General features: G+C 69.6%; 10 protein-coding genes. 7 read left to right on the forward strand and 3 right to left on the reverse strand.

The genetic code is table 11. The features are described from left to right. Positions 1–15: 15 nt before the first annotated feature. From AC0IWM_RS11910 to AC0IWM_RS11925, 4 genes are all read left to right on the forward strand, one after another. A complete protein-coding gene (locus tag AC0IWM_RS11910) occupies positions 16–1,404 on the forward strand; it encodes a Wadjet anti-phage system protein JetA family protein (RefSeq protein WP_471755180.1) in 1,389 nt (462 codons plus the stop codon). A gap of 187 nt (positions 1,405–1,591) precedes the next feature. Next, positions 1,592–1,861 carry a hypothetical protein gene (locus tag AC0IWM_RS11915; protein WP_056467786.1) on the forward strand — a complete coding sequence of 90 codons (270 nt, stop codon included), beginning with the start codon at positions 1,592–1,594 and terminating at the stop codon, positions 1,859–1,861. Between the two features lie 100 nt (positions 1,862–1,961). Next, entirely contained in the window at positions 1,962–2,597 is a 636-nt protein-coding gene (locus tag AC0IWM_RS11920) for a DUF4194 domain-containing protein (protein WP_471755182.1), read from the forward strand. 201 nt (positions 2,598–2,798) lie between these two features. Next, positions 2,799–6,254, forward strand: a complete 3,456-nt coding sequence (locus tag AC0IWM_RS11925; protein ID WP_471755184.1) for an SbcC/MukB-like Walker B domain-containing protein — start codon at positions 2,799–2,801, stop codon at positions 6,252–6,254. Positions 6,255–6,264: 10 nt separating this feature from the next. Here the strand turns inward: AC0IWM_RS11925 and AC0IWM_RS11930 are convergent, their stop codons facing one another. Next, positions 6,265–6,741: a cupin domain-containing protein gene (locus AC0IWM_RS11930; RefSeq protein WP_471755186.1), complete on the reverse strand. Its 477-nt coding sequence runs from the start codon at positions 6,739–6,741 to the stop codon at positions 6,265–6,267. 1,052 nt (positions 6,742–7,793) lie between these two features. On the opposite strand from AC0IWM_RS11930, the gene AC0IWM_RS11935 reads away from it, so the two are divergent. Beyond that, positions 7,794–8,582: a Crp/Fnr family transcriptional regulator gene (locus AC0IWM_RS11935; protein ID WP_471755188.1), complete on the forward strand. Its 789-nt coding sequence runs from the start codon at positions 7,794–7,796 to the stop codon at positions 8,580–8,582. 42 nt (positions 8,583–8,624) lie between these two features. Here the strand turns inward: AC0IWM_RS11935 and AC0IWM_RS11940 are convergent, their stop codons facing one another. Together AC0IWM_RS11940 and AC0IWM_RS11945 are read right to left on the reverse strand one after the other, a co-directional pair. Further along, the gene (locus AC0IWM_RS11940; protein WP_471755190.1) at positions 8,625–8,828 is read right to left on the reverse strand and encodes a ribosome modulation factor; all 204 of its coding nucleotides are present in this window, start codon (positions 8,826–8,828) and stop codon (positions 8,625–8,627) included. 155 nt (positions 8,829–8,983) lie between these two features. Continuing rightward, positions 8,984–11,407 (reverse strand): hybrid sensor histidine kinase/response regulator, encoded by a 2,424-nt coding sequence (locus AC0IWM_RS11945; RefSeq protein WP_471755192.1) that lies wholly within the window; start codon positions 11,405–11,407, stop codon positions 8,984–8,986. A 312-nt stretch (positions 11,408–11,719) separates the two neighbouring features. Between AC0IWM_RS11945 and AC0IWM_RS11950 the strand changes: the two genes are divergently transcribed. Together AC0IWM_RS11950 and AC0IWM_RS11955 are read left to right on the forward strand one after the other, a co-directional pair. Further along, positions 11,720–12,811 (forward strand): sensor histidine kinase, encoded by a 1,092-nt coding sequence (locus AC0IWM_RS11950; protein ID WP_471755194.1) that lies wholly within the window; start codon positions 11,720–11,722, stop codon positions 12,809–12,811. Further along, complete coding sequence (locus tag AC0IWM_RS11955; protein WP_471755196.1) at positions 12,808–13,260, forward strand: response regulator; 453 nt, start codon at positions 12,808–12,810, stop codon at positions 13,258–13,260. Before AC0IWM_RS11950 ends, AC0IWM_RS11955 begins: the two co-directional genes overlap by 4 nt. The last annotated feature ends 12 nt before the right edge of the window (positions 13,261–13,272 follow it).

The following is a 13,272-nucleotide window of genomic DNA, read 5'->3' on the forward strand; positions in this document are numbered from 1 at the left end:
TCTGCCGGGCCTATCATGCTGTTCACGCATCTCTCCGACGACATCTTCAAGCCGCTCGCCTCGCCGAGCCGGGCCTTCAACGCAGCTCTGCTGCTACACCTGCACGGTCGCGTCTTCGGGGATACCGCCGAGCCCCTGCGCAAGAGCGAACTCCTGACCGCGATCGGCGACTTCGCCGCCGATTTTGTCGACCGGGAGGTCGACGACGAGGGCGCGGCGCCGGTCGAGCCGGCCGAGCGACGCTCGGTGGTCTATCGCCGCCTTCTCGACGCCGGCTGGCTGGTCGAGCGGCGCGAGCGCTACGTCCCGGTCGTCGAATTCGACCCCGAAGCGCGGATGGTGATCGAAGAACTGGCGCGCCTCGACAGAGGTGAGCGGCGCTCTTACGGCGGTGCCGTGCTCGACGTGCTGGGCAGCCTCGAAAGCGCCATTGCCAATCCGACCGAGCGTTCCGAGGCGCTGGTCAACGCCGCCAAGTCGGCGCGGACCTTCCTGAGCCACCTGCGCAGTCTCGCCGGGTCGATGCGCAAGAGCGAGGAGCGCATCCTGCGCGAGGCGGATCAGGGAGCCGCCCTACGCCTGTACTTCGAGGAGTTCGTGGCCCGGCACCTCGTCAGCGATTACCGGACGCTGCACACCCGCTTCAATCCGTTTCGCTTCCGGTCCGGCATCGTGCGCGAGGCTGGCCGAGCCCTGCGCGATCCCCTGACCCTGCGGGCGCTCACCGATGCGGGCCTGCGCGAGGGGCGAGCGCCCGACCGAGAGAGCGCCGAGCGGGCCGTCCGGGGCGACCTTGCCGAGATCCTGGCGATCTTCGAGGGGCTCGACCGTCACCTCGACGCCGTCGCCGACATCGTCGCCCGGCTCGAGCGCCGGATCGCCGCCACCTTGCGCTACCTCGACCACCGCGATTCCGACCGGATCGAGAGAACCGCCGCGGCCCTGCGCGCGGTAGCCGGCGCCGACGATGACCTCGACGGGATTCCCGACCCGCAGGTCTCACTCTTTCGGCCGCCGATCGGGGAGCTGCATTGCTACGCTCCGCGCCTGCGCCGGGCGGCAATCGAATCCGAGCCCCTGCCGGAGATCGCCCTCGACCCGATCGTGGAAGCCTTCATCGCTGCCAAGGATGCCTTCCGCGAGCGTGTCGCCGTGACTCCGGAGCGCGTCGTCACCTTCATCGAGACCCACCTCGGGCGTGAGCGTGCCATTCGCGGATCGCAGATCCACATCGCCGACGTCGACGACTTTGTCGTCTTCCAGCGCCTGCGCGAGATCGACGTCCTGTTCGATGGGACCTTGCGTGCCCGGTACCGGCTTTCCCGCGTGGAGGGACGGGTCTCGAACGGCTGGCTCGACTGCCCGGATTTCCTGCTTGAAAGGGCACCCTCGCTCCGGCGTTGATGGTGCCTTGCGCCGTCGAGCCCGGGGGCGCTCGATTCCGAATTTCTTCGGTTTCGTTCAAGTGTCGACGACTCGGAGTGTTTTAATCCTGGCCCTTGGCAAAATTCCGGGACGGGTTCATGCTCCACCGGATTTCGCGCGCAAGATGCGAAACCGGAGAGACGAAAGTCTGCGGGAGCGTTCGCCCATGACCACCGCCAAATGCCTCATCAAATCGGCCTGGATCGCTGCTGAAGTCGGTCGCGAGCGCTGCGAGCGGGTTCTCGTGGTCGAGACCTACATCGCGGTGAGTCCGCTGGAGCCGAACTACGATTCAGCCCGGTACGAAACCATCGTGGCCGAGGTGCAACGCGTCCTCGCGGCCAACCCCTCCCTGGACCGCGCCTCGATCCTCAGCATGCATCGCGACACAGCCTGTCTCTCGCTGTTCCGGGCGACACCGGCCGTCGCTGCCTGAGCGGCGCACACGGACGCGCGTCCCGCCCTTGGCGCGACACGCGGGGAGGGGCTAGAGACACCGACCGGCGCGGGCGCCTTCCGTGTCCGCGGAGTCCGTCATGCTCGAAGCCTTTCGCGCCATCCTCGACGGCGAGGAGCCGCCACCGCCCGGCGCGCGTGCACCTTCGGAAGAAGAACTCACGCGCGCCCTTCAGGTGATGCTGAAGAGCCAGTGCATCTATGGCGGAACGCCGGGCATCGGGCGTTCCTACGAGTTGGCCCGGCACTACGCACCCTTCTTCCAGGCCTATTTCGCGTGCCTCGGCTACGGCTTCGAAGTGATGCACCGCGACCAGATGGTGTGCCTGCGGGTCCCACCCGAAGGCGTCCGCCACGATGCCCAGGCGGAGCGCCTCCGCAAGGACGAAACGCTGGTGTTGCTCGCCCTCCGCCTCGCTTACGAGGAGGGCCTGCGCGCCCATCGGGTCACAACCGACGGCGTCGTCGAATGCACCACGGACGACATCGTCGAATCGATCCGTACCGCCACGCGCAGCGATCCGCCGGAGGAGGCGCGCCTCACCGAGATCCTGCGCCTGTTCTCCCGCAAGGGTGGCCTGCGCCTGGGTGAACGCGACAAGGTCGAGAAGATCACGCCCCTGATGGTGCTCCCGGGGATCGCGGTGCTGTCGCCGGATGCCTGGATGGATCAGGTCCGGGCCTGGGGCGCCGCGCGCGGCGACACCGAGGCCTGACGGATCAGGCCCCTTCCAGGGCGGACGTGCCGGGGAAAGCCACTGCCGTCGCCAGCACCGGCCCGTGGCCGCCGGACTGCGCCACCCCATGGAGACTCGGGTGATACGTCCCCAGGCCGGGTCGGGCCGCGGCTTGCATCGGCGGCGCACAGCGTCCATTCCGAGGCGATTACATTCGCTTCGGGACCCCCAGCACCGGCCGTGTACCGCCTCACCGACATCGTTCTCTCGAACTGGTACTTGATCCGCCGCGAGCAGATCCGGATCCGGGGTGCCGCTGCGCTGGTGGGACCCACGGGCGCCGGCAAGTCGACGATCTTCGACGCGGTCGGCACGGTGCTCGCCGGTAACAACGCGAGTCGGCTTGCCCTGAACGCCTCGGCCTCCGGGCGCAGCGCCCGCACGGTGCGGGACTATTGCCTCGGCTGGATCAGCGACCCAGCAGAGGGCGGGCGTCCCACTCGCGAGGCCTGTGAGACCCTGATCGTCCTGGTCTTCGAGAACGAAACCACGGGCCGGGTCGTCTCGGCCGGGCTCGCCTTGGCGGCCCGAGCGGAGGACAGCCGGGAGACCACGCTGTCGCGCTTCGTCCATGTCGGACACCGCTTCGAGATCGCCGACTACGTCCGCGAGGCGCCGGGCGGAAGCTTCGTCGCGCCCTGGGCCGAGATCGCCAAGGATCTGCGGACCCGCGGCGAGACCTTCGACGAGTACCGGGCGTCGGGCGAGCGCTTCACCGCCGAGCTGCTCGGCATGCTGCGCGAGGGGGCCGCGGTGCCGGAGCCGCGCCATTTCCTGCGCACCTTCTCCAACGCGGTCGCCTTCAAGCCGATCTTCGACTCCTCGGCCTTCGTCCGCTCCTTCGTGCTCGAGCCCGAGCCCCTCGATGTCGCGCGCATCCGCCAATCGGTGGAAACTTGGCGACGCCTCCTCGAGACCATCGAGGAGCTCGAGCGGCGCCTGTCCCAGCTTGCCCGCATCCTGGGGCGCTACGAAACCTGGGCGGAGGCGAGCCTCGCCTCGGCCCTCGGCGAGTTGCGCGCCGCAGATGCCGACCTGCGGCGTCGAATCCTCGACAATGTCACCGCGCGCCAAGCCCTCAGGGACGTTGCCGAGCGCCTGCGGATCGCCCGGGAGAGCGTCGCCACGAGCCAGGGCTTCGTCCGTGAGATCGACGGCGAGATCGCCGGCAAGAAGGCGCTCCTGGCGGGCACCGCCGCCGAGGGCCGGCTCGCCGCCTCCAATGCCGGTCTCGCGATGCTGGCCCGCGATCGACGCGACCTCGCCGCCCGGGTCGGCGAACTGGTCGGCATCGTTCTCGACGCCGGCAAACTTACGGTGATCATCGGCGAGATCCGCAAGGTTTCGCCCGAGGCCGCCCGCCTGGTGGAAGCCTGCGCCCGGTCCGGTCTGCGGCGGGAGGCCAATCCGGAAGAAACCCTGCGCTCGGACGGTCCCCTCGCGGCGCTCATCGGCGGACTTGCGGGAATGCCGCAGATCGCGACGCCCCTCGAACGGGCAGCGGAAGATGCGGCCCTGCGCGCCCGGTCCCTGGAGAACGAGGCGCAGTCGCGCGCGCCGGCGCCCAGCGCAGGTCGGAGTTCGGCGCCACGCCTGTCCGCCGACGTAGCGGCGTTTCGCGAGGAACTGGCGGGCCGCGGCATCGTCGCGATGCCGATCTGCGAACTTGCCGAGATCACCGATCCGAAGTGGGGTCAGGCCCTGGAAGGCCTCCTCGGCGGAGCACGGGAGGCGCTGGTGGTGCAGCCCGACCGGCTCAACGAGGCCTTCGCTCACCTCGAAGCGCGCAAGAGCCAGTTCTATCGCTGCCTGCTCGTGAAGACGACGGATACGGCACGGCGCCGCGGCGGGCGCGACGACGAGGGTCCCCTCGCTCTGATAGAGACGGCGGATCCCCATGCCCAGGCGTTCCTCGGCGCACGCCTCGGCGGCTACGACCTCGCTCCAAACGATGCGGCGCTCGCTCATATGAGCCGCGCCGTGGCCCCGAGCGGGCGCTCGACTTCGGGGATGGCCTATTCGGTGGTTCGGCCCGTCCAGCTGATGATGACGCGCGGGCATCGCGGACCCACGGCGGAGAGCCGCCAGGATTGGGAACAGGCGGCGGCCGAGGCGCGCCGGGCGCGGGCGGAAGCGGACGTCCTGCGCGAAGCCTCCCGGATCGCCGCCGCCCTGACGCGCCGGCTCTCCGAGACCAGCCTCGATCTCGCGGAACTCCGCGCCGAGGCGGACGCCATCGAGGGCCGGCGCCGCAGCCTGACCACCGAGCGGGAGAGCGTCGAGCGCGCCGAGACCGGCGTCTTGGAAGCCGAACTCGTCGAGCTCGCCAAGGAGCGCTCGGCCTACCTCACCGAACTCGTCCAGGTGCTGGAGCCGAAGCGCGACCTGCTCCTCGGCGAGGAGGCAGGCCTGAAGGCCAAGGTGGCATCGAGCCGTGAGGCGGCCCGCGCGGCGCTGCAGGCGCGCCGGACCGCTTACCAGCGCTGGACCGGCGGCGACAGCATGCGCATCCGCCTCGTCCGCCCGGGCGCCTTCGACCCGCAGGCGCTGGCCGGGTTGCGCGCCGAGCAGTCGGACCTCGATGCGAAGGCATTGGTAAGTCTCGCCAACACGGCCCGCGCGCGGGCTCGCGAGGCGGCGGAGACGGCCCGGACCCAGGGACGTGCCGCGGAGCGGGATCTCGCCGAGTACTGCGTCCAGTGGCGCATCGAGAATCCGCTCGGTTCCGGCGATGCGCCGGCCTCCTTCGGCTACGGTTGGGCGCAGCGTGCCCATGACGAAGTGGCGGGACACGAGTTGCGCCGCTACCGCGACCAGGCGCGGCGGGCGGAGAATGAGATGCGCCGCCTGATGATCGAGGACTTGTTGACCCGGCTCGCCGACAAGTTCGAACGCGTCCGCGCGCGCCTCGATGCCCTGAACGAGCGCCTGTCGAGCCAGACCTTCACCGGGCAGACCTACGCCTTCGAGGCGGAGGTCGACCGTCGCTACGCCGCCGTCCACGCCCTGGCGACCGAGGTCGCGCGCTCGCCAGACGCCGCCCAGGCGATCCTGCCGGACGAGGGCGGCGCGATCCCCGACGGCCCGCTCTCCGCCGCCATCGACGAGATCACGGCCCTGATCGCCGGGGAGGAGAGCGCGGCGCGGCTCGCCGATTACCGCAACTACTTCGTCTACGAGATCGGCATGCGCGACCGGGCCGGCAACCGCACCACGATGTCGAACCGCGCGCTGCGCGGGTCCGGGGGCGAGGCGCAGGCGCCGTTCTATGTCGCCATCGCCGCCTCGCTCGCCTCGGCCTACTATCCGGGCGATCGGCCTGGAGACGAGAATCCGGGCCTGGGCCTCTGCCTACTGGACGAGGCGTTCTCGAAGCTCGACGTGCGCAACAGCCAGGCCCTGGTGGATCTCTACCAGGCGTGGGGCCTGCAACTCCTCATCGCGGCGCCGGAGGACAAGCGCACGACGCTGACCGAGGTGATGGACACCATCGTCACCGTCTACAAGAGTCCCGACCTGACCTCCGTGAGGATCGAGGCGGAGCACCCGCTGGAGGCCGCCAAGCGGGCGCTGGCGGCGATCAATCCCGAGCGCCAGGGCATCGAGGGCTTCCGGATCATCGACGCCGCGGAGTAGGGCGCCCGCGCTACCAGACCGGCTCGGGGCCGTACCAGGTGAAGTGCTTCTTGATCGGCTCGACCACGTCCCAGGTGCCGGAGAAGCCCGCGGGCGTCACGAAGGCGTCGCCGGCCCGGTAAGTCTTCGACACGCCTTCCGCGTCGGTGACCGTGACCACGCCCTCGATGATTTGGATGAACTCCGCCCGCCCGAAGTCGATGCGGAACTTGCCCGGCTGAGAGGTCCAGATTCCAGCCGCGAACAATCCGTCGGGACTTTTGTAGATGTAGGTCGCGGTCTGTTCCGGCTTGCCCGAAAGGATGTGAGACCGCTCCGGCCAGTAGGGCGATTCTTTCGGCTGGACGGCCGGGAAATCATGCGTCCGCTCCACCGGGCCCGCGAGCAGCGGCGGCGGCGGCGCGGAAGGTCGGCGCCAGGACGGCATCGTTCCCGCGAGGGCCATCAACGGACCCGCGAAGGTGTGAAGTAAACGGGCGATTTCCATTCCAAATCCTCGGTATCACGCTCGAATCAGGGTCGCGGATACGGCTGGAAATCGCAAGTTTGTGCCGCGGATAGGTCGGATTATCTGTATAGAACGGTTATCAATCTCTTGAATTGGAATTTTATAAACCAAAGTGCGCGTTTCGCGGCCGGTCGACGGATTATCCGCCCGGTGATCCGAAGGCCGGGAGGCCCGCTGCGGAGGGGCCGATTGCGCGTCGGTCGACCACGAGCACGTGTCGAGGTCACGGCCTTTTCGAGGCCCGGCGGGGCGAGACGGATTCCGATGAGCGAATCCGCCCGTCGCCGAGACCGTCCGCCGGGGCGTGCGCGGGTTTCCGTCTGGGTAATCCGCGAACCGAGCCCGTGGTGCGGAGAGGGCGGCGCGCGAGCGACGCCGCCTGGCGTGCGGAAGCTTCGGGTTCCCAGACCGCATGGCCGGCGTTTCCGTGGTCACGGAGGATCGCGCTCCGACGCGGCCGGGCACCATCGATGAGGGCCGAACGACGTGGGGCGGTCTCGGTGGCGCCAGCCCGCCAGGCGAGCGAGCGATCGACAAGTCTAGGTTGGGACGCGCTCGCCAATCGGGTTCGAAGATGAATTGTCGGGAATCGAACATCAGGTCAAGGCGTGAATTCGTACAAATCGGAATCGAAAGCTGCACTTGCGTCGATTGATGTTTCGGGTCTTATCTGGAGTTCGATATCTCTGGAATTGGTCGATTTCTGACATCGGGGAGGCGTTTCATGGATAGGGATGGACCGCCACGCGGGCCGGTCTTGCCGGCCGACGAGGCCGTCGCCGCCGATTCGGATGAAACGCCGCCAGGGTCGGGCGAACGCGCCGGACTCGAAGCGCGGCTCAGGGACGCCGGCCGCGCGCGGGCGACGCGCAGCCTGCGCCGCCGCAGAGTTTCCTTCGTGATTCACGCGTCGGACCGGCGGGACGGCCCCGTGAGGCAAAGGGCCTCCGGCGCCCCGGGGCCGGCGAAATCCGCGAGGCCCGCGGAGATCGTCAGCGCCTTCGACGAAACCGCGATCCGGAATTGGTGAGATGGTGCAGGCCCTCAGAAATCCGGCGGCCGGGGATCGCCCCGTCTTCCCGGCGGCGGAAGTGCCGGCCTCGGCCCTGCTGCAGAAGCTCGAAGCCTTCCAGGACCTCTCGGCGGAGGCGCGCAAGGCGGTCTCGCGCCTCGTGGCGAGCGCCAAGGATTACCCCGCCCACACCGACATCCTGCGCGTGGGCGAGGCGGCGGACGGGGTCCTGATCGTCCTCAGGGGGTTCGCCTGCCACAACCAGTTCCGTCAGAACGGGGCGCGCCAGATCACCGCCTATCTCCTGCCGGGCGATCACTGCAGGCTGGAGACCGGGCTGATCAACCGGATGGATCACACTATCAGCACGCTCTCGCCCTGCCGGGTCGCACGGGTGCCCTCGGAAGCGCTGCAGGCGGTCGTGCGGCAACATCCGGCCGTCCGCCAGGCGCTTCGGATGTGCATCCTGATCAACGAGGCGACCCTGCGCGAGTGGATCGTCAACATCGGCTGCCGGACGGCGATCGAGCGCATCGCGCACCTGTTCTGCGAACTGCACCTGCGCCTCAGCAGTGTCGGACTGGTGCGGGGCATGACCTACGACCTGCCGGTGACGCAGACCGACATCGCCGTGACGGTCGGATTGTCGAACGTGCACGTCAACCGGTCGCTTCAGGCCCTGCGGAAGCAGCGCCTCATCGCGCTCTCCGGCAGGCGGCTGACCATCCTCGACTGGCAGCGCCTCAGCGAACTGGCGGAATTCAGCCCGAGCTACCTCCAGGCCGAGCGGCGCATCCTCAACGGCTGATTCGAGCCGGGGCACGTGGCCGCCCCGGCCCGTCGAAGCGGGTCAGGGCTTCGCGGCGGCCTGGGGGTCGATGGTCCCGGTCTCGGTTTCCGGGCGGTCATCCGACGCTTCGTCGAAGGCCTGGATCCAGGCCGCGCGGTCCTCGCTTCCCTCGGCATAGGGGCAGCTCTCGCGCTGCTTGCCGTAGAGGCGGGCATTCCGGCCCTTGATGAAGGGGCTGTCGCTCGCGGTGGCGCCGTCGCTCATGTCTGGTGTCCCGATGGTTGCGCGGCGCCACGGGGCCGAGGACCGGTCCGTCACGCCGCCGTGTCGCGGGTCAACCCGGAGGCCGGCGCCCGGGTTCATCCCGGCGCCCGGGTTCATCCCGGCGGGGTCGCAGGGCCGCGATCCGGCCGGCGCCCTCAAGCGTCGCCGCGCTGGCCCTGGGCCACCGCCCGGCGCAGGACGCGGGAGAGGTCCTCCACCGAGTAGGGCTTGCGCAGCAGCTCGAACCCGTGCGTGCCCCGCTCGGCGATGACGTGGCTGTAGCCGGAAGCGAGGACCACCGGCAGCCCGGGATGGCGGCTCCGGATCGCCTGTCCGAGATCGATCCCGTTCATGCCCGGCATCACCACGTCCGAGAACACCACGTCGAAGGCGCGCTCCGCCGGTTCCAGCACCTGAAGGGCCTGCTCGGCATCGGTGACCCAGCGGGTGACGTAGCCGAGTTCCTGAAGCGCCTGGGTTGCGAAGGCGCCGACCTCGAGATTGTCCTCGACCACCAGCACCCGGGTCCCGTGGCCATCGGCCAGGGAGGCCGGCTCCGGCAGGACCGCCTGCGACGGCACCGCGCCCCGGACGCGGGGCAGGAACAGGGTGAAGGTCGTGCCGTGTCCCACGGCGCTCTCCACCACGACCTCGCCGCCGGACTGCTTGGCGAAGCCGAAGACCTGGGACAGGCCGAGGCCGGTGCCCTGGCCGACGCCCTTGGTGGTGAAGAACGGCTCGAAGATCCGCTCCATGACCTCGGGTGGGATGCCCGACCCCGTGTCCGAGACCGAGACCGCGACGAAATCGCCGCGCACCCGCGGATGCGCCCGCACGGCCGGGATCGCGAGCGCCCGGCTCACCCGGATCCGGAGGCGGCCCTCGCCGTCCATGGCATCACGCGCATTCACGACCATGTTGACGAGGGCGGTGTCGAACTGGCTCGGATCGGCATCGACGAGGCAGGTCAGCGGCGTGCCGTCGGCGGCGAGCCCCGGATCGACCTCGGTCTCCACCCGGATCCGGGCGCCCGTGAGGGTGCCGACCATGTCCGCCACCGAGGCGACGCCGCGCGCCGCGTCGAAGACCTCCGGGCTCAGGGCCTGTCGGCGCGCGAAGGCGAGGAGCTGGCCGGTGAGCTTGGCGGCGCGCGAGACCGTGTCGGAGATCGCCCCGATGTAGCGTTGGCGGCGTTCCTCCGGCAGGTCGGGCCGCTTGAGAAGGTCGGTGGACGACTTGATGACCGTGAGGAGATTGTTGAAGTCGTGGGCGACGCCGCCAGTGAGCTGGCCCACCGCCTCGAGCTTCTGCGATTGGCGCAGCTGCTCCTCCAGGGCCTTGCGCTCGGTGACGTCGCGCCCGGCGGCATAGAAGTGGTCGCCCTGCGGAATCGCGTTCCACGACACCCAGCGCAGGTCCCCGTCCGCCGTCCGCATGCGGACGTCCAGGTTGTCGAGGACGCCGCCCTCGGTCAGGCGCGTGAACGCGGCGGTCGCGGCCGGAACGTCGTCCGGGTGGAGGTAGTCGTCGAAGCGCGATCCGGCGAGGAGGTCCGTCGGCCAGCCCAGCATCTCGGACCAGGCCGGGTTCACGGCCCGGTAGATGCCGTCGAACCCGCAGACCACCAGAAGGTCGCGGCTGGCACGCCAGACGAGGTCGCGCTCGGCCGTCCGGTCCCGCGCCGTCGTCCGCAGCAGCGTCTCGGCCTCGCGCCGGTCGGTGATGTCGTTGAACAGGATCGCCACGCGGTGCTGGACCGGCTCGCCGACCCGCAGGGCGTGGACGTCGAACCAGCGCCCGAGGGCGACCGCGCCGCTCTCGAACCGCGCCGGGCGACCCGTGAGGGCGACCTCGCCGTAGGTCTCGAGCCAGCGCGGCTCGAGGTCCGGGATGACCTGGCTGACCCAGCAGCCCACCACGTCGCCGAGGCCCGCCTGGCGCTCGAAGGCCGGGTTCACCTCCAGGAAGCGGTAGTCGACCGGACGGCCACCGGCATCGAACCGCATCTCGACGATGCAGAACCCGGCATCGATGGCGTCGAACAGCGTCCGGTAGCGCGCCTCGCTCTCGGCGAGCTTGCCCTCCTCGGTGCGGAACCGGGTGACGTCGAGCTGGCTGCCGAAGAAGTAGATCAGCCGCCCGTCCGGGTCGTGGACCGGGCTGACGTGGAGCTCGTTGCGGAACGCGCCACCGTCACGGTGATAATTGACGATCTCCACCACCACGTCGCGCCGCGCCGCGATGGCGTCGCGGACCCGCGCGACCTCGGCCGGATCGGTGCCGCTGCCCTGGAGGAAGCGGCAGTTGCGCCCGAGCAGCTCCTCGGCCCCGTAGCCGCACAGGTCCTGAAACGCCCGGTTGGCGAAGACGATCGGGTTATCGGGCAGGTTCGGGTCGGTGATGATCATCGGCATGCGGGTCTTCTCCGCCGCCGTGAACAGGAGGTCGGCGCTCGCGGCCGAGGTTCGTTGGCCCGGCTCGGGTGAGCGGACCATGGCGGCGCGCTGCGCCCGCAATGCCGCGATCTCCGCTTCGAGTGCCTGTTCCTTCAGACGAAGCCGTTCGAGCGCGTCGTCCATGAGCCCCCGTTTCACCCAGAGCGGAGCCGTTCGAGCCGGGGACCACCGCTCCCCGACACGATTCGCGGTGCCTGACGCCTCCCTAGCCGACACCCGGCAGCCCGTCGATGACGCACCGTCCGGGACGATCGCGGCGGAATCGGAACCAATGCCCAAACCGTGGATTGCGGTAGGCGCTGACCGTTGACCTATGCCTGCAGGGTGAGGTCCCCGCCCTGCGGTCCGCGACACGCACCGCCGCTGAACCGCTCACGGCCAGCTCCCGCGCTGTCCATTTCCGAGAAACGATCGTTCGTGCCGAGCCTTGGACCGATGCAGACGTTCGATACGACCACCACCACCCTGCCCACCCTGCGACGCGGCTCGCAGCTTCACGAGACCGAACGACGGCTCAACGCGGTCCTGAACAACGCCTCGGTGGCGATCTTCCTGATGGATGACCGCCAGCACTGCGTCTACATGAACCGGGCGGCGGAACTCCTCACCGGTTTCAGCCTGAGCGAGGTGCTCGCCCGCGACTGCCCGCTGCACGACATCGTCCACCACACCTATCCGGACGGGCGGCCCTTTCCGCTGGCCGAATGCGCGATCGACCGGGCCTTCCCGGAGAACAATCAGGAGCGCGGCGAGGAGGTGTTCGTCCACAAGGACGGGCATTTCTATCCGGTCGGCTTCACGGCCAGCCCGATCCGCGACGACGAGGCCCGGATCATCGGTACGATCATCGAGGTCCGCGACATCACCGAGGAGAGGGCGGCGGCCGAGCGCCAGCGCCTGCTCACCAACGAGCTGAACCACCGGGTCAAGAACACCCTGGCCACGGTCCAGTCGATCGCGGCGCAGACGTTCCGGGGCAAGACCGACACGGTGGCGCGCCAGACCTTCGACGCCCGCATGGTCGCCCTGTCGAACACCCACAACGTCCTGACCGCGCAGAACTGGGAGAGCGCGAACCTGCGCAGCGTGATCGAGGGGGCCCTGGCGCCGCATGCCCTGGCGGAGGTGGATACCGGCCGCTTCGATCTCGTCGGCCCCGATACGCGCCTGCACCCGAAGGTCGCCGTGACCCTGGCGATGGCGTTGCACGAACTCATGACGAACGCGGCCAAGTACGGCGCGCTCTCGGTCCCCGAGGGACGGGTCGGCGTGTCCTGGACCCTGGAGCCGACCGGTGCGGGCGAGCGGCTCGACCTCGTCTGGACGGAGAAAGGTGGCCCGCCCGTCGCCGAGCCGACGCGGAAGGGTTTCGGCAGCCGCCTGATCGAGCGGCAGCTGCCGATGGAGTTCGACGGCACCGCGACCCTCGCCTTCGCGCCGACCGGCGTGACCTGCCACCTGTGCGTCCCGCTGACGGCCCTCGGCTGGCACGGCCAGGACTTGGTGACGGGGCGGGCCGCACGATGATCGACCTCGGGGGACGACGCGTTCTGCTGGTCGAGGACGAGAGCCTGGTCGCCATGCTCGGCGAGGACATGCTGCTCGACCTCGGCTGCGAGGTCGAGATCGCCATGCGGCTCGACAAGGCGGTGGCCCTGGCGCGCTGTGCCGACATCGACATGGCGATCCTCGACGTGAACCTCGGCGAGACCTGCAGCTACCCCGTGGCCGACGTGCTCTTCGAGCGCAGGATCCCGTTCATCTTCGCCACCGGCTACGGTCTCGCCGGCATCGAGCCGGCCTATGGTGCCGTGCCGGTGATGCAGAAGCCCTACCAGATCGCCCAGATGGAGCGGCTGCTCCGGCACCTCGTCAGCTGCGAGACCCTGCCGACCAAGGCCGGCGGCCGGCCCCTGGCCTGCGGCTGCTCGCCCGGAGCCAAGACCGGCGGCCCGCAGCAGATGCGGGCGGACTGAGCGCGGCCGCTG

This window comes from Methylobacterium sp. AC433, from assembly GCF_979253015.1.

Coding starts and splice junctions, on each gene's coding strand:
- AC0IWM_RS11910 (WP_471755180.1), top strand. CDS start 16: ATGCTGTTCACGCATCTCTCCGACGACATCTTCAAGCCGCTCGCCTCG.
- AC0IWM_RS11915 (WP_056467786.1), top strand. CDS start 1,592: ATGACCACCGCCAAATGCCTCATCAAATCGGCCTGGATCGCTGCTGAA.
- AC0IWM_RS11920 (WP_471755182.1), top strand. CDS start 1,962: ATGCTCGAAGCCTTTCGCGCCATCCTCGACGGCGAGGAGCCGCCACCG.
- AC0IWM_RS11930 (WP_471755186.1), bottom strand. CDS start 6,741: ATGGAAATCGCCCGTTTACTTCACACCTTCGCGGGTCCGTTGATGGCC.
- AC0IWM_RS11935 (WP_471755188.1), top strand. CDS start 7,794: ATGGTGCAGGCCCTCAGAAATCCGGCGGCCGGGGATCGCCCCGTCTTC.
- AC0IWM_RS11940 (WP_471755190.1), bottom strand. CDS start 8,828: ATGAGCGACGGCGCCACCGCGAGCGACAGCCCCTTCATCAAGGGCCGG.
- AC0IWM_RS11945 (WP_471755192.1), bottom strand. CDS start 11,407: ATGGACGACGCGCTCGAACGGCTTCGTCTGAAGGAACAGGCACTCGAA.
- AC0IWM_RS11950 (WP_471755194.1), top strand. CDS start 11,720: ATGCAGACGTTCGATACGACCACCACCACCCTGCCCACCCTGCGACGC.
- AC0IWM_RS11955 (WP_471755196.1), top strand. CDS start 12,808: ATGATCGACCTCGGGGGACGACGCGTTCTGCTGGTCGAGGACGAGAGC.